Origin of the sequence: Klebsiella sp. 1SOBk10mer (genome assembly GCF_046602535.1) — a bacterium.
Lineage (GTDB): Bacteria > Pseudomonadota > Gammaproteobacteria > Enterobacterales > Enterobacteriaceae > Klebsiella > Klebsiella quasipneumoniae.
On record NZ_JBKIUP010000012.1, the window covers coordinates 55,875 to 70,943 of the forward strand.

Consider the following 15,069-nt stretch of genomic DNA (forward strand, 5'->3'; position numbering starts at 1 on the left):
GGATGAGGGGAAACGGATATCCCAAAATCAACATTAAGGAGAATTATCATGAGTTTTATGTTGGCACTACCTAAAATCAGCCTCCACGGCGCAGGCGCTATCGGTGATATGGTCAAGCTGGTAGCGGGCAAACAGTGGGGCAAGGCGCTGATCGTCACCGACGGTCAACTGGTGAAGCTGGGCCTGCTGGACAGTCTGTTTTCCGCGCTGGATGAACAGCAGATGGCTTATCAGCTGTTTGACGACGTGTTCCCCAACCCCACCGAAGCGCTGGTGCAGCAAGGCTATGCGGCGTACCAGGCGGCCCGCTGCGATTACCTGATCGCCTTCGGCGGCGGCAGCCCGATTGATACCGCCAAAGCGATAAAAATCCTCACCGCCAACCCAGGCCCCTCCACCGCCTACTCCGGCGTCGGCAAAGTGAAAAACGCTGGCGTGCCGCTGGTGGCCATCAACACCACCGCCGGCACGGCGGCGGAGATGACCAGCAACGCCGTGATTATCGATAGCGAGCGTCAGGTAAAAGAGGTGATTATCGACCCGAACCTGATCCCGGATATCGCCGTCGACGACGCCAGCGTGATGCTCGACATCCCACCAGCCGTTACCGCCGCCACCGGCATGGACGCCCTGACCCACGCCATCGAGGCCTTTGTCTCCGTTGGCGCCCATCCCCTCACCGACGCCAACGCCCTCGAGGCCATCCGCCTGATCAACCTGTGGCTGCCGAAAGCGGTAGACGATGGGCACGATCTGCAGGCCCGCGAGCAGATGGCGTTTGGCCAGTACCTGGCGGGCATGGCGTTCAACAGCGCCGGTCTCGGGCTGGTACACGCCCTGGCCCATCAGCCTGGCGCCACCCACAACCTGCCACACGGAGTGTGCAACGCCATCCTGCTGCCGATCATCGAAAACTTTAACCGCCCGAACGCGGTGGCGCGCTTCGCCCGCGTGGCGCAGGCGATGGGCGTCGATACCCGCGGCATGAGCGATGAGGCTGCCAGCATGGAGGCCATCAATGCCATCCGCACGCTGAGCAAACGCGTAGGGATCCCCCAGGGCTTCAGCCAGCTTGGCGTCAGCAAAGCCGATATCGAAGGCTGGCTGGACAAAGCGCTGGCCGACCCGTGCGCGCCGTGTAACCCGCGCCCCGCCAGCCGCGATGAGGTACGCGAGCTCTATCTGGAGGCATTATGATCCGCAAAGCCTTTGTGATGCAGGTGAACCCTGACGCGCACGAGGAGTATGCACGTCGCCACAACCCCATCTGGCCGGAGCTGGAGGCGGTGCTGAAAACGCACGGCGCGCACCACTACGCCATTTATCTCGATAAAGAGCGCAACCTGCTGTTCGCCACGGTGGAGATTGAGTCGGAAGCCCGCTGGGAGGCGGTCGCCAGCACGGAAGTGTGCCAGCGCTGGTGGAAATATATGCGCGAGGTGATGCCCAGCAACCCGGACAACAGCCCGCTGAGCGCGGAGCTCAAAGAAGTGTTTTATCTGGCGTGAAACCCCGCGACGCCGGAGAGTACCTTCCCCGGCCTCCCCCCATGCGGGCTGGAGGCCGGTTCAACGGCGATAATGCAAAACAGGGGACACGATCCTTTACGCTCCCCTGTTTCTCTCGTCCATCATCCGGGGAAAAGTGCGTATTTGTCTTTATCCGCATCGGTAATTTCTCTTAATACCCGGCAAGGTACGCCAGCGGCAACCACATTCGCCGGTATAGAGCGATTTACCACACTGCCCGCGCCTATGACTGAATTCTGGCCAATCGTTACCCCGGGATTAATAATCACCCCCGTGCCTAACCAGACCCCATCTTCAATCACTACCGGTAATGAAAACTGTTGATGCGTATGGCGCAGCGCGGGGTGGATGGGATGCCCGGCGGTGGAGATAGTGACATTTGGCGCAAACATGACGTTATTGCCGATGATAATGTCCGCATCGTCGACCAGCGTGAGGTTAAAATTGGCATAAAAATTATCACCAATCGTCGTATGGATCCCATAGGCAATATTGATCGGCGGCTCTATCCAGCATTGTTCGCCGACTTTCGCGAACATGCGCTGAATAATATCGTTGCGCAATTCCTGATTAAACGGATGCGAATGATTATATTCATAGGCCCGTGCTTTACCCATCAGCCGCTGCTCCGGCAAGCCATATCCTGCATCCAGGTAAAGCTCACCGCTGTTCATACGTTTTTTCATATCCATCATGACATCTTCCTTCTCTGTCAGGCACCACCCTGTGCCACGGAATGTTGATAATTAAACGGTCATCGCATTATCGCGCAGCGGCTCACTTTTCGCCTTGCCCGCTAACGTAAACGCGGATATTAAGGTGACCGTCAGGGCTATTCCGCCGAGGATCATATAGGTCTCCTGGAAGCCGATCCGATCATACATATTGCCGGCGAAGGCGGAGAGGAAGATCGCCGCCACCTGCTTGGCGAACTGGAAGCCCACCAGATAAATGGTCGCCGACAGCCGGACATCAAACACGCCGGTGATGTATTTAAAGGCACCCACCAGCAGGAACGGCACTTCCAGCGCATGGAGCATCTTCAGCGCCACCACTTCCGCGGCGGTGGTGGCGAAGGAAGAGCCAATCATTCTGGCCGCCATCACCATCCCGGCGATCAGCAGGGTATTCTTCGCTCCGATGCGGTTAATAATCCACGGCGAGCTGAACATAATGATGGCGTTACATATTTCTCCCGCGGTGGTGGCGAAACCAAAGGCACGGGTGCCTGCTTCCGGGGTCGCGAAGAACGATTTGAAGAAGGTGGCGAACTGCTGATCGAAAACGTCATACACGCAGGCCACGCCGATGACATACAGAATAAACATCCACATCTTCCGCTGACGGAACATGCGCACCGCCGTTTTTAAATCGATCGCCGGGCGATTGGCGCCGAGCGAGTCCATTACCTGCGCGGACTGACTGGCCTGCGGTTTGGCGATAGCCACCAGCACCACCAGCAGCAGCGCGGCGGCCGACCCCATCCAGAACACCCATTCGGGATTAATGCTGAACAGCATGCCGGCGGTGGTGGCGCACAGCGCCCATCCCAGACAACCAAAGGTGCGCGCCTTGCCGTATTCAAACCCGCTGTTGCGGCTTACCCGTTCGATATAGGCCTCCATCGCGCCGGCGCCTGCGGAGAATACAAAGCCGATATAGGCGCCGCCGCTCAGCGCCCCAAGCCAGATGTTGGTTTTCAGCAGCGGCGCGAAAACATAGAGGAAGAAGGGAGCAATCAGCACCAGCAGAACGGTCACGATCCACATCAGATGTTTTTTCAGCCCCAGCTTGTCAGAGATCACCCCGAGAACCGGCTGGAAACAGATGGCGAACAGCGACAGGCTGGAGAAAACGAGGCCGGTTTCAGTTTTATTCAGGCCGATAACATCCGACAGCCAGATCGGCAGAAACGGAAAGCAGGTGGCCATGATGAAGAAGTAGAGAAAGAAGAACAGCCCGAAAATCCAGAAGTTGGGGTTGTTTTTGTGGGTACAGACGGTCGGGTTCATTATATTTTCCTCAAGAAGGGCCGCGACGCGGCCCGATACCATCACACGCGTTGCAGGCCAATCAGAATGGCGCTTTCCGGGTCGAGGATGGGCAGCGCCAGCCCCGCCTGCTGTAGCCACTCACCGCTCACCGTCTGCGGCGTCGTCATCCATGCCGGCAGCTTCCGCATGGTGTGGCCGCCCTCGCCGGTGATCTGAATGTTCGGATGATCGAGGAGCGTCACCTGATAGCGGGCGCTCGCCTCCAGCCCCGCCAGGCGCAGCGGCGCCATCAGGGTGTAGTCCGGCATCGCCAGCTGGCTGACGAGGAAAATCGCCTGCGCTTTATCCGGGCTGACGACGCCATGAGCAAGGGTGGTGGCGTCCGGCATATCCATCCGCCACTGCACGCCGTGATGGATCACGTCGCGCCACTGCTTATGCAGAGCCGCGTATTTCCTATACCCGGCGCGCTCTTCTTCATCGGCGCTCACCGGATCCAGCTCAAGCCCCATATGACCGAACAGCGCCGTCAGGCCGCGGAAGGCGATACTGTGCTGGCGGAAGGTGGCATGACAGTGGCGATTACCGATATGCGCGCCCATCACCTCCGGCGGGAAGAAGTAGCTCATGCCGCGCTGGATGGTGTTGCGCTCAAGGGCGTCATTGTTGTCAGAAGCCCAGAAGCGATGGCTGCGCTTGAGGACTTCATAATCGATACGACCGCCGCCGGAGGAGCAGGATTCAAATTCAATATGCGGGAAGCGGGCCACCAGCGTATCCAGCAGGCGGTAGAACTGGCGAGTCTGCGCATCGGCGGCGGCTTTGCCGTTATGGCCCGGCTGCACCAGCTCGCGGTTCATATCCCATTTCACGTAGTCCACCGCGTGTTCGCCCAGCAGCCAGCTCATCCGCTCCAGCAGATAATCAAAGGCTTCCGGAATATTCAGGTTCAGGACAAACTGATGACGCCCGGGAAGCGGCGTATAGCCCGGAAGCGCCAGCACCCAATCAGGGTGTGCCCGATACAGATCGGAATCCGGGTTAATCATCTCAGGCTCCACCCAGATACCGAACTCCATCCCCAGCGATTTCACGTGGTTGATAACCGGCGTCAGGCCGTGGGGGTATTTTTTCTCATCGAGATACCAGTCGCCGAGCGCCGCCCAGTCGTCGTTGCGTCCTTTAAACCAGCCGTCGTCAATGATAAAACGCTCCACGCCCAGGGCCGCCGCTTCATCCGCCATGCGCATGATGTAGTCCGGATCGTGGTCGAAATAGATCCCCTCCCAGGTGTTGAGATGCACCGGGCGCGGCTTGTTGCCCGGGAAGCGAATAATCCGTTCGCGCAGATAACGATGGAACTGCTGGCTCATGCCGTTCAGCCCGTTCGCCGAGTAGCTGGCATACAGGTAAGGCGTCCACAAGGTTTCCCCTTCTGCCAGCGCCATTTCGCCCGGCAGATAGAGCGCCTCGGCCTGCAGATAGCGGCGGCCATCGGTTTTCACCTCCGCCCGCAGGCGATGATTACCGCTCCAGGCCAGATGCACGCCCCAGACTTCACCCTGCATCTCGCTAAAGGCGTGGCTGCCGGTGATCAGGGCCGGGAAATGTTCGTGAGAGGTGCGCCCGCGGCGGTTCTCCAGCACAAAGCTGTCGTGCTCCAGGGTCAGGCGGTGAGGCTGAAACTCGCGGATCCAGCGGCCATGGAAAGCCATTACCTCACGAGCGCGTTCGGCGACCGGCAGCGTGACCGCCAGGCGATCCACCTGCCATGGGCTGACGCGCAGATTGGTCACGCCATGGCGCACGCTCAACACACCGCTGGCATCCAATGCGATCTCGCTGTACAAACGCAGGCCGGCATGCGGGTCTTCGCTGACCAGGGTTAGCGTCTGGCCCTCGTGCCGCACTTTGCTGGTGGCGAAAATCGGCGAGGCATCCAGCCCCTGGCGATGGCCTTCAATGCCCGGCGCGCCAAACAGACCATGGCCCAGTTCCGCCATTAAAGTGACCGGGGAATCGACATCGAGGCGGCCATTGGCGACCGGTCGCGTCAGGCTGTCGGCATCCTGCGGCGAAAAGTGGCTTAAATGCGGCCCCCAGTAGATAATTTCGGCGAAAGGGCGGGCTTTGATCACCACGTCAACCGTTGCGCTTTGCAGGCGTATAATCGAATCTGACATTAGACATCTCCATATCAAGGAATGTCTTACTGTTGATCCGAAACGTTTCGGACGCCAACCAAAACGTTTCGGATCCGTGATCGAGTTCAGGAAATTCATCTGTGGAGAGAAGTATCAGGCGGTTTCGCCGGGAATGAATTCGGGCTGCCAGAGCACCTGAAGCGAGGTCAGATCTTCGCCGGCAATTAAGCGGCGGACCATCGTGGCTATCTGGCGGCCCACCCCCTGTCGGGTGGATTGAACCACCGCGCCCACCGGGGTGTCGATGATGCTATCCTGCGGCAAACCGTCGTAGACCACCAGTGAGACGCGATCGGCGCCGGTAAGACGTCCGAGCTGAGCCAGGGCCATCGCCGCGCCGTCGCCATGGGTATTGCAGTCGGTGACAATCGCCGTTGGCGGTTCAGGCAAGCGCAGCAGCTCCATCGTTGTCTGAAACCCGCCGCGGCGGGTGGGCGGCACGCTGCGCAGCCAGGTTTCCGCCAGGCCCGCTTCGCGCAGCGCTTCCAGGTAACCGTTGCGGCGTTGGGTAATAAACGCCTGATTATTATTTTCGCTCAGCAGCGCGATGCGCCGGTGCCCCTGGCTAATCAGATGACGGGTGGCGCGATACGTGCCCGCCTGGTTATCGAAATCAAACCAGGCGTAGGGCTGCGGCAGGCGGCTACGGCCCAGCGCGAGAAAAGGAAAGCCGGAAGAGAGCAGCTGAATCAGGCGCGGGTCGTCATCCAGGGTATGCGCGACGATCAACGCATCGACGCGACGGCTCTGCACCATGCGCATATAGCCGTGTTTATCGGCCTGTTCATCATCGGCGATCAGCAGTAAATCAATCTCATAGCGCGCCAGCTCGTGGCTGATTTCTCCCACCATTTCGAGAAAGACGTTGTTATTCAGCGGCGCGGGGCGCACGGGGAAAACGAGGCCAACGGCGTCGATTTTGCCCATTTTCAGGCGACGCGCGAACGTGTTTGGCCGATATCCGCGACGCTGCGCTTCAGCCTCCACGCGAGCACGGGTCTCCTGCGACACATCATCATAGCCGTTTAACGCGCGGCTGACGGTCGTTACCGAGATCCCAAGTTCTTTAGCAATGGCTTTCAGCGACATAGGTATGCCTGTCTTCGCGGAAGAATGCGGCTAGTGTCCCGCAATACGGCTATGGCGTCCAGCGAGAGCGCGACGCCCGCCGGTGCGATGTCAGTTTTGCTCAGCGATCAGCAGGGCCTGCGTATCCGGCTCCAGGGCCTGAAACACATGCTCCTGATCCGCCGGATAGCAGATATAGTCGCCCTCGCCGAGCTCTTCCGGCGCCGACGTCAGCCCTACCCGCGCCCGCCCCTGGGTCACGATAATATGTTCCACCGAGCCTGGCGGATGCGGATGCGAAATGCGGTCGGCGCCGGGCTGGGTGAGCAGCAAATAGATGTCCCGACGCGCGCCGGGTGGACAGGCGGCCAGCAAAATAGCCTGATAGTTCGCCTGCTCCGCCACCACTTTTGTCCCCTCGCCGCGGCGGATCACCTGCGTTTTGTTCACCTGCGGCTCAAGCAGCCTGGCAAATGGAATATCCAGCGCTACGCAGAGCGACCACAGCGTTTCCAGACTCGGATTACCGTTGCCGGACTCCAGTTGCGATAGCGTGGATTTTGCGATACCCGCCCGACGCGCGACTTCCGCCAGCGAAAGCCCGGTCCGCGCCCGCTCCCGCACCAGACTTTTGGCGATAACGCTGATTGGCTGTGTCATACCCGCCCCTTGTTTTTTATATCGAACGATTTGTTCGCCTTGAAAAACGATCATTATGTGTTCATTATAATGGAAATTCGTTCGATATGGCTAAGTGATATGAAACAAACTCTCTCCAGTCTCAGCGGAGACACGATAAAAGCGATTGTTTTAGTTTGCCTCGCCGTCGGGGTGGTAGGCATGTCCTATGGGTCGCTGGCGGTGGCTTACGGCTTCCCCTTATGGGTGCCGCTCGTACTTTCGGTGTCCGTGCTGGCGGGCGCCTCTGAATTTATGTTTATCGGTATTGTCGCCAGCGGCGGTAGCCCGCTGGCCGCCGCCGCCGCCGGCCTGTTAGTCAACGCGCGCCATATCCCTTTCGGGGTGACTGTGCGCGAACTGGTTGGTCGGCGCGCCTTAAGCTTTATCGGGTGCCACATTATGAACGACGAGAGCGTGGTCTTTGGCTTGTCGCAGCCCACCCCCGCGCAGCGCAAAGCGGCCTACTGGCTGTGCGGCGCCGGCGTAGCGCTGATCTGGCCTTTGGGTACGCTCACCGGCGCCGCCGTCGGCAAACTGCTGCCGGCGCCGGAAACCATCGGGCTTGACGCGGTCTTCCCGGCAATCCTGCTGGCGCTGGTGATCCCGGCCTTTAAAAACCGTACCACGCTGATCCGCGCCGTCAGCGGCGCCGCGCTGGCGCTTGCTGCCGTGCCGTTTGCGCCTACCGGGCTGCCGGTGCTGCTCTCGTTGTTTGGTTTACTGTCGAGGAAAAAATAATGGGCAATATGACGCTGTTTATCGCCGGTATCGCCATCCTGTCGCTGGGAACCTATCTGATGCGTCTTGGCGGCGCGAAGCTTGGTAATCGGCTGGCATTTTCCGAGCGCTCGCAGGCGCTGCTTTCCGATGCGGCGACGGTGCTGCTTTTTTCCGTCGCCCTGGCCACCACTTTCTATGAAGGCGCGCATTTCGCCGGCATAGCGCGCGTTCTGGGCGTGGCTGTCGCTGTGTTTCTCGCCTGGCGCAAGGTGCCGCTGATCGGCGTGATTATCGCCGCGGCGGTGGTGACGGCGCTGCTGCGGCTGGCGGGTATGTCCTAGGACGGGTAGGCGTAATTCGCCAAACCGGTACGTTGTCCGCTAATTGTACCTTCAAGCCAGTGAATAACCGCCGTTATCTCCAGCGGGCGCTGCTGGTCTATCGTCAAAAGGGGCCCTAAAGACATGGGCTGCGCGCGCCCGGCCAGCTGGGCCAGCTCCGGCAGATACTCTTCGCCGGGGTGGCCCGGCGGCCGCGTCGCCAGCCGCGAGGCATAGCGCGCGACCGCCAGCTCGGGGGAGATATGGTTCCAGATCTCAATCACCTGCTCCACGCCCGCCTGCCGCAGCAATTTTTGCAAGGTCTCCCGCGGCTGAAAGCCGAACCAGGCGTCGATCAACCAGACCATACTGGCAGGCGACGCGCCGACAATCGACCAGATCACCTCATACGCCGCACAGCCCAGCTGGCGATTCATTGGCCGGTCGACCGGAGCCAGACGCGCCATAAACGGCTCTTTGATGCCGTCGATCGTCAATACCGGCAGGCTGAAGGTCTCCGCCAGCAAACGGGTGATGGTACTCTTCCCCGAGGCCGGAATGCCGTTGATTAAAATAGCCGTTTTGCAGACTGGGGTCAGATGTCTGTTCATAGTAACGCGACAACCTCCTCCCGGCTGCGGGCCATCCGCAGTTTGGCCATCGTGTCATTGTTATCCAGCAGCGCGACGATGGAGCGGATCCCCTCCTCGATATGCGCATTGCTATCCCGGGCGCCAAACATAATGACAATGTCGGCTTTTTCACTGTCCGCAAAAGGAATCGGCTTTTCCAGCAGCACCAGGCTAAAGCAGTTGCGTCTGACGCCGCACTCGGGTCGGGCATGGGGGATGGCAATACCTTCATCGAATACGTAATAGGCGCCATGGTTCAGGGTATTGTCGATCACCGCCTGGCTATATTCCGTCGAAATAAAGCCTTTTGCCTCCAGCGGGCGGGCAGCCAGCTTTATTACCCGCTGCCAGTCGGACTCCACAACGCCAACCTGAATGGCATCGGCCTCAATAAGCAGTTCTTTTATGGTCATTCTGTATTCCTAAATATTGCGGCGAATAATATTGCGTAAATTATCAATCTGCAGAAACAGCGTATCAATATTCTGCCGGTGGGTGGTGCTTTTGGCATATATGGATAGCGCCCGGTTGTAAGTCAGCATCAATGTTTTTTGCACCTCGCTATTGCCAGGCTGGCGCTGTAGTTCGCCTTCCAGCCTGGCAATCTCCTCCGCCAACTGACGGGACTGTTGATCATAATCCTGCAGCGGGGTTTGCTCTTTTTTCCACAACGTTTTCAATGATTCAAACATAGCAAGTTCCCTCCCTGGCGGAAGACAGGGCAACGAAATAGAGAGTGACGGAGAAAACGTTATTTAAATAACGCCATTTTTTCCATTAAGACTTCAGTGACCGCCTGGTTGGCGGGAATTAAGAATTTCCGTACGCTGTCATTCACTTTCCCTTTCTCAAACGTCGTTTTACAGCGGTCAACCCACTGCACGTTCATTTCCGTCCCGACGTTCACTTTATTAATCCCTTCGGTGACGGCCAGCCGCATATCCTCATCGCTGACGCCGGTACCGCCGTGCAGCACCAGCGGCACGCCGGTCGCCGCGCTAATCTGTTTCAGCCGCTGGTGCTGTAGCTGCGCTTTACCGGTGTAGAGGCCATGCACAGTGCCCACCGAGACGGCCAGCATATCGACCTGGGTCTCCTCCACAAAGCGTTTCGCGTCTTCGACGGTGGTAAAACAGATATCTTCCGCCGCCACCGCTTTTCCATCCTCTGACCCACCGATCGCCCCCAGTTCGCCTTCTACCGTAATATTGCGCGGGCGGGCCATCTCCACCACTATTCGCGTATTACCGATATTTTCCTCAAGGCTTAAATGTGAGCCGTCGTACATCACCGACGAAAAGCCCGCGTTCATTGCCGTCTCGATGGCCTTAATATCTGAGCAGTGGTCAAGATGCAGACAGGCTGGAATATTTTCACTGTCCGCTAATGAACGCACGGCGTCGACCAGCAAACGATAGCCGAGGTACTCCGCGGTCCCGGTTGAAATTTGGATCATTAACGGGCTGTGGCTGTTTTGCGCGGCTTTGAAAAACGCTGGCAGCATCTCAATACAGTGCAAGTTAAACGAGCCAATCGCTTTAAAATTTCTCGCTTGGGCAATTTTTAAAATCTCATTGAAATTATACAGACTCATGAACATTTTCCCCTTTCGGCTTAGCGGATTTCCCGTTGACAAACCATGCCAGTGCGGCGACAAACACAATAAATAAGGCGACAAAGAGCCAGTTATTCTGGAAGGCGTGGCCTAATACCAGACCCGAGCTGATGACGTCAGAGTCGCTGAAGGTGACGCCCGTAAAGCCATAGCTCTCCAGCATGGGCACCAGAATGGCCGGCAGAAACGTGATAAACAGGCCGTGAATAACCCCGCCGATCATCGCCCCGCGGCGTCCGCCCAGCGCGTTGCCAAAAACCCCTGCCGTGCCGCCGGCGAAAAAGTTGGTTAACAGCCCGGGGAGGATCATCGCCAGACCGAACATCGGGAAAACCAGCATGCCGATAATCGAGCCGACGGTCGTCGCCAGAAATCCGACAATCACCGCATTCGGCGCATAAGGAAACAGTACCGGGCAATCAAGAGCCGGCTTCGCATCCGGGACAATACGCATCGCGATACCGCGAAAGGCCGGCACCAGCTCATTGAGCAATAAACGCACGCCGCTATAGAGGACAAAGACCCCGGCGACAAACTGAATGGACTGCATAAAGGCATACATCAGGTAGTTAATCCCGCCGGAGAACTGCGCGATGTACTGGGGGCCCGCCGCGATAGCCGGGATGAGATACATCGGCACCATCACCACCGCCATGGCCAGATAGGTATCCTGCAGAAACTTAAAGTTATCAAGCAGCTCGAGATCTTCCGTGGAGCGGGAGCCTTTGCCGACGACCTTTGCGACGGCGGCCTGCACCAGATAACCGATGGTACAGAAGTGCCCCAGGGCCACGTCGTCAGATCCGGTAATGCGCCTGACCACCGGCTGCGCCAGGGCCGGCATTAACACCGCCATCACGCCGCCGAAGATGCCCCCGGTTAAAATCAGCGGTACGCCGGTGAGCCCGGACTTATAGCCAATCACGGCGCCGATCGTCGCCATCCACAGCAGCGCCTGGCCGGTCAGGAAAATATATTTAAGCGGCGTCAGACGGGCGATAATAATATTGACGGCAAAGATCACCAGCAGCGTCAGCGCCACTTCCGAACCTAATTCCCGATTCGCTAACCCGGCGATGGCGGCCACATCGGTAATATAGCCTTTCATGCCAAATCCCTGGGTGAAGATATCGTTCAGAAAGGTTAGCGTGGCGACAATGATGTTGATCCCGGCCATCATAATTAAGAAGCCAAGCAGCGTTTTAAACGTCCCTTCCGCGGTTTTGCCCGGCGATTTCTTTTGCAGGATCAGGCCAAGCATGGCAATAAAAGCAATAAGAATGGATGCCTGACCAAGTAAATCCTTAACGATAAACGCCACGAAGCTATTCATAATCAGCCACCTTCAGATGACGTTCTTTTAAGAATGCGACGATCTTGGTTTCAATTTCCTCTTTATCCGTAAGCTTATTGAGCACCACGACGCGTTTAATTTCCTCTTCAGTAGCATCGGCGGTTAAGATGTCGGCAAAGGTTTTTTGCGTCAAAATCATATCCGATTTAAAGGCTCCGGCTTCGGATACGGTGGTGTGTTCAATATGAGCGGGAATTTCCAGCTTTTTTAAAACTGCCTTCGCCGTCATTTCAATGGCAAAGCTTGAACCGAGGCCGCAGCCACATACGCATAAAATTTTCAGCATGGAGGGTCTCCTCAAATAATATTGAGTTGCTTGGCAAGTTTATAATGATGTCCTTCAGTATCGACCAGACGTTTTTTCATACTGACTAAATCAATCGGAATAGGTTTGTTACTGGAATTAATTATTATGGCTTTATTTTTCATACCTGACTGAATACAGCGAACCACTTCACTGGCCATAATGGTGCCCTGATAAATCTCTTCACAGGTCGGGTCACCGCTGCGTAGGCCATAACCGACAATCGTTTTACGGATTCGGACGCCGATTTGCGGTTCCAGCTGTTTGATCATGGTATCAATCGCTCCCTGAAAGCCGGGAGAGTATTCTTTGGTGTAGCCTTCTGAGCAGAGGATAACGACGCTGTTCTGCGTGCTCAGCTTCCGGGTAATCCGCTCCGCAAGCATGGCCAGCGGCATCTGCGCCTCCGGGATCAGGGCAATATCCGCATTGCATTTAATGGCGGACTGTAACGTTAATTCTCCACAATAACCTCCTAATATCTCAACCATAAAAACCCGCCCCGGCAGCGCTCTTCCGGTATTTCTTAAACGGGAGACTTCTTTAATAATCTGCTCGCAGGCCGTGGAAAAACCAATCGTATAATCACTGCCATACACGTCATTATCGATAGTCATTCCCACGCCAAAGCAATTAATATCAAATTCACTTAGGGTATTGAGAAACTGCAGGCTGCCGTCCCCCCCGGCCATAATAAGCACGTCAATACGCAGCGATTTCAGTTTTTTAGCAATCATTTCATATTCGCTGCGCTGTAGTTTGCGACTGGTTCGTCCGGAGGTAATGATCGGCACCGCGGTAATGGAGAAATCAACCAGATCGCGCCACGCGATATCCTGATGATTTTTCTCCAGCAGGCCAGGAATACCGCCATTAAACAGCGTGATGTCGGCATCAGCCTGCCTGGCAATCTGGAATATAAAATTATTCATTCCCGAAACATCCCCGCCGCTAATAACGATGCCAATTTTCATGACGCCTCCTCGCTCATTTGCCTGACGACATTTTTCCCTGACTGCAAGACTTGTATTTGCAATGGAGATCACATAATGCGTATTAAATTACGTACATGAATAGTTGACAGTCGCAACGGCGGGCTTATTTTTGTGACAAAGATCACACATGCAGAGCGTGTTCTTCATCGCTTTTCCTTTTTAATATCTTTATATTTCATAGCGTTAAAATATCGAGATATTCAACAATGAAGATGTTTCATTGGCGGTAATAATGGGGAGTTAAGAAAAGAACGGAAACGTGAGTAGTGCCACATTTTTTTCGCGGCGGTGGGGAATAGTGACTGTTTTTTGCCGAAACGGAAACAAAAAAAGCGCCCTGAGGCGCTCTTTCGACAGTAGCGTTACGCTTATTTGTTCAGTTCGGCAGTCATATGCACGCGGTTGCCGGTAAACGCTTCGGTAATTTTGTAAGACGACGCGCCTGCTGCCTGGGCCTGTGCGGCGATTTTCGCTTCCGCGCCGTCCATCGTTGCAGCGGTAGCGCTGACGGTTTCAGCGGCGAAGGAAGCAAAAGAGGCGGCCATAGCGATTACTGCGACAAAAGTTTTGATGCTTTTCATGATATAAACCCTTTCATTTAGTTGTTTAGATAAGGCGTTGTGCCTTGATGTGTTAAATAGTAGCCCGCACATCACCAAACAAAAAGCGGAAGGATTTGCTGTCATTATTCAAATTTACTGATTAACTTTTAACCCGCGATCAAACGCTGCGGGTGGGTGTAGATCGTCGCCCTGCCCGGCTTGCAAAAGCCCACCAGCGTCAGGTTGCAGCGCTCGGCGACCTCCACCGCTAAGGTGGTGGCTGCTGATACCGCGAACAGGATCTCGACCCCGCACATCGCGGCTTTCTGCACCATTTCATAGCTGGCGCGGCTGGAGACCAGCGCGGCGCCCTGCTGCCAGCCCTCGCCGATTTCCGCCCGCCGGCCCAGCAGTTTATCCAGCGCCACATGCCGGCCGACGTCTTCAAAACCGCCCGCCAGTTCGCCCGTTGACCGGACCCAGGCGGCCGCGTGGGTACAGCCGGTGAGTCGGCCGACCGGTTGAAAGTCGTTAAGATGCGCCAGGGCCTGGTCGAGATTGGCGATATCGAACGTCTGAGTGAACGGCAGCGGTTGAACCGGCTTACCAATATCATTGAGCTGCTCGACGCCGCAAACCCCGCAGCCGGTGCGCCCGGCCAGCGCGCGACGCCGGGCTTTGAGCCCCACAAAACGCCGGCTGGAGAGTTCAATCTGCACCTCAAGGCCGTTGCATACCGACACCACGTCCATGCCGAAAATCTCCCGCCGATGCTCAATAATCCCTTCGGATAAGGAGAAGCCGACGGCGAACGGCTCCAGGTCTTTCGGCGTGGCCATCATCACCACGTGGGAGATACCGTTGTAGACCAGCGCGACCGGTACCTCTTCCGCTAACTCATCTGGCTGAGGATGTTGCAGATCCTCGCGCTTCCAGAGGGAGACCTGGCGATATCCTGTGACATTCGTCACATTTTCGATTTGTTCGAGAGGCTTCTTGTTCACTTTGCTTTAACCGTATTGGAACAGGCATACACACAATGTGGTATTCTGTTTTTATCCCTTCAGGAATGAGGGAAATATGCCCTAATTCTGAACCTTTGCGGCTCTCA

General features: G+C 56.6%; 18 protein-coding genes. 4 read left to right on the forward strand and 14 right to left on the reverse strand.

All coding sequences use genetic code 11. The features are described from left to right. The first annotated feature begins 48 nt into the window (after window positions 1-48). Complete coding sequence (gene fucO, locus ACLH1I_RS22620) at window positions 49-1,197, forward strand: lactaldehyde reductase (RefSeq protein WP_004203657.1); 1,149 nt, start codon at window positions 49-51, stop codon at window positions 1,195-1,197. Then, a complete protein-coding gene (rhaM, locus tag ACLH1I_RS22625; RefSeq protein ID WP_017899830.1) occupies window positions 1,194-1,508 on the forward strand; it encodes an L-rhamnose mutarotase in 315 nt (104 codons plus the stop codon). Before fucO ends, rhaM begins: the two co-directional genes overlap by 4 nt. Before the next feature lie 122 nt (window positions 1,509-1,630). Here rhaM and ACLH1I_RS22630 read toward each other — a convergent pair whose 3' ends face one another. From ACLH1I_RS22630 to ACLH1I_RS22650, 5 genes are all read right to left on the reverse strand, one after another. Then, window positions 1,631-2,224 carry a maltose acetyltransferase domain-containing protein gene (locus ACLH1I_RS22630; RefSeq protein WP_017899831.1) on the reverse strand — a complete coding sequence of 198 codons (594 nt, stop codon included), beginning with the start codon at window positions 2,222-2,224 and terminating at the stop codon, window positions 1,631-1,633. A gap of 51 nt (window positions 2,225-2,275) precedes the next feature. Next, window positions 2,276-3,541, reverse strand: coding sequence for an MFS transporter (locus ACLH1I_RS22635; RefSeq protein WP_004203654.1), 1,266 nt, complete (start codon window positions 3,539-3,541; stop codon window positions 2,276-2,278). A gap of 41 nt (window positions 3,542-3,582) precedes the next feature. Next, the gene (locus tag ACLH1I_RS22640) at window positions 3,583-5,706 is read right to left on the reverse strand and encodes an alpha-galactosidase (protein ID WP_004203653.1); all 2,124 of its coding nucleotides are present in this window, start codon (window positions 5,704-5,706) and stop codon (window positions 3,583-3,585) included. Window positions 5,707-5,820: 114 nt separating this feature from the next. Then, window positions 5,821-6,816, reverse strand: coding sequence for a substrate-binding domain-containing protein (locus tag ACLH1I_RS22645; RefSeq protein ID WP_032455457.1), 996 nt, complete (start codon window positions 6,814-6,816; stop codon window positions 5,821-5,823). A gap of 90 nt (window positions 6,817-6,906) precedes the next feature. After that, entirely contained in the window at window positions 6,907-7,455 is a 549-nt protein-coding gene (locus tag ACLH1I_RS22650) for a helix-turn-helix domain-containing protein (RefSeq protein ID WP_002882865.1), read from the reverse strand. Window positions 7,456-7,554: 99 nt separating this feature from the next. On the opposite strand from ACLH1I_RS22650, the gene ACLH1I_RS22655 reads away from it, so the two are divergent. Beyond that, window positions 7,555-8,214, forward strand: coding sequence for an AzlC family ABC transporter permease (locus ACLH1I_RS22655; protein ID WP_032431168.1), 660 nt, complete (start codon window positions 7,555-7,557; stop codon window positions 8,212-8,214). Further along, the gene (locus tag ACLH1I_RS22660) at window positions 8,214-8,537 is read left to right on the forward strand and encodes an AzlD domain-containing protein (RefSeq protein WP_043521891.1); all 324 of its coding nucleotides are present in this window, start codon (window positions 8,214-8,216) and stop codon (window positions 8,535-8,537) included. The genes ACLH1I_RS22655 and ACLH1I_RS22660 overlap by 1 nt, the downstream gene beginning before the upstream one ends. Here the strand turns inward: ACLH1I_RS22660 and ACLH1I_RS22665 are convergent. The 9 genes from ACLH1I_RS22665 to fdhD form a co-directional block, all read right to left on the reverse strand. Continuing rightward, a complete protein-coding gene (locus ACLH1I_RS22665) occupies window positions 8,534-9,127 on the reverse strand; it encodes an AAA family ATPase (protein WP_004203646.1) in 594 nt (197 codons plus the stop codon). The two genes, ACLH1I_RS22660 and ACLH1I_RS22665, sit on opposite strands and share 4 nt — an antisense overlap. Further along, window positions 9,124-9,561: a PTS sugar transporter subunit IIA gene (locus ACLH1I_RS22670; RefSeq protein WP_004203645.1), complete on the reverse strand. Its 438-nt coding sequence runs from the start codon at window positions 9,559-9,561 to the stop codon at window positions 9,124-9,126. The genes ACLH1I_RS22665 and ACLH1I_RS22670 overlap by 4 nt, the downstream gene beginning before the upstream one ends. A gap of 9 nt (window positions 9,562-9,570) precedes the next feature. Continuing rightward, window positions 9,571-9,840 carry a hypothetical protein gene (locus ACLH1I_RS22675; RefSeq protein ID WP_064183871.1) on the reverse strand — a complete coding sequence of 90 codons (270 nt, stop codon included), beginning with the start codon at window positions 9,838-9,840 and terminating at the stop codon, window positions 9,571-9,573. Window positions 9,841-9,899: 59 nt separating this feature from the next. Beyond that, on the reverse strand, window positions 9,900-10,742 hold the full coding sequence (locus tag ACLH1I_RS22680) for a ketose-bisphosphate aldolase (protein ID WP_151629333.1): 843 nt from the start codon (window positions 10,740-10,742) through the stop codon (window positions 9,900-9,902). Continuing rightward, entirely contained in the window at window positions 10,729-12,096 is a 1,368-nt protein-coding gene (locus ACLH1I_RS22685; RefSeq protein ID WP_198080076.1) for a PTS sugar transporter subunit IIC, read from the reverse strand. The genes ACLH1I_RS22680 and ACLH1I_RS22685 overlap by 14 nt, the downstream gene beginning before the upstream one ends. Then, on the reverse strand, window positions 12,089-12,403 hold the full coding sequence (locus ACLH1I_RS22690) for a PTS sugar transporter subunit IIB (protein ID WP_004203640.1): 315 nt from the start codon (window positions 12,401-12,403) through the stop codon (window positions 12,089-12,091). The genes ACLH1I_RS22685 and ACLH1I_RS22690 overlap by 8 nt, the downstream gene beginning before the upstream one ends. 11 nt (window positions 12,404-12,414) lie before the next feature. Beyond that, the gene (locus ACLH1I_RS22695) at window positions 12,415-13,395 is read right to left on the reverse strand and encodes a 6-phosphofructokinase (protein ID WP_004203638.1); all 981 of its coding nucleotides are present in this window, start codon (window positions 13,393-13,395) and stop codon (window positions 12,415-12,417) included. A gap of 389 nt (window positions 13,396-13,784) precedes the next feature. Then, window positions 13,785-13,997, reverse strand: a complete 213-nt coding sequence (locus ACLH1I_RS22700; RefSeq protein WP_151629337.1) for a YdgH/BhsA/McbA-like domain containing protein — start codon at window positions 13,995-13,997, stop codon at window positions 13,785-13,787. 128 nt (window positions 13,998-14,125) lie between these two features. Continuing rightward, on the reverse strand, window positions 14,126-14,962 hold the full coding sequence (gene fdhD, locus ACLH1I_RS22705) for a formate dehydrogenase accessory sulfurtransferase FdhD (protein WP_151629339.1): 837 nt from the start codon (window positions 14,960-14,962) through the stop codon (window positions 14,126-14,128). Window positions 14,963-15,069 lie beyond the last annotated feature (107 nt).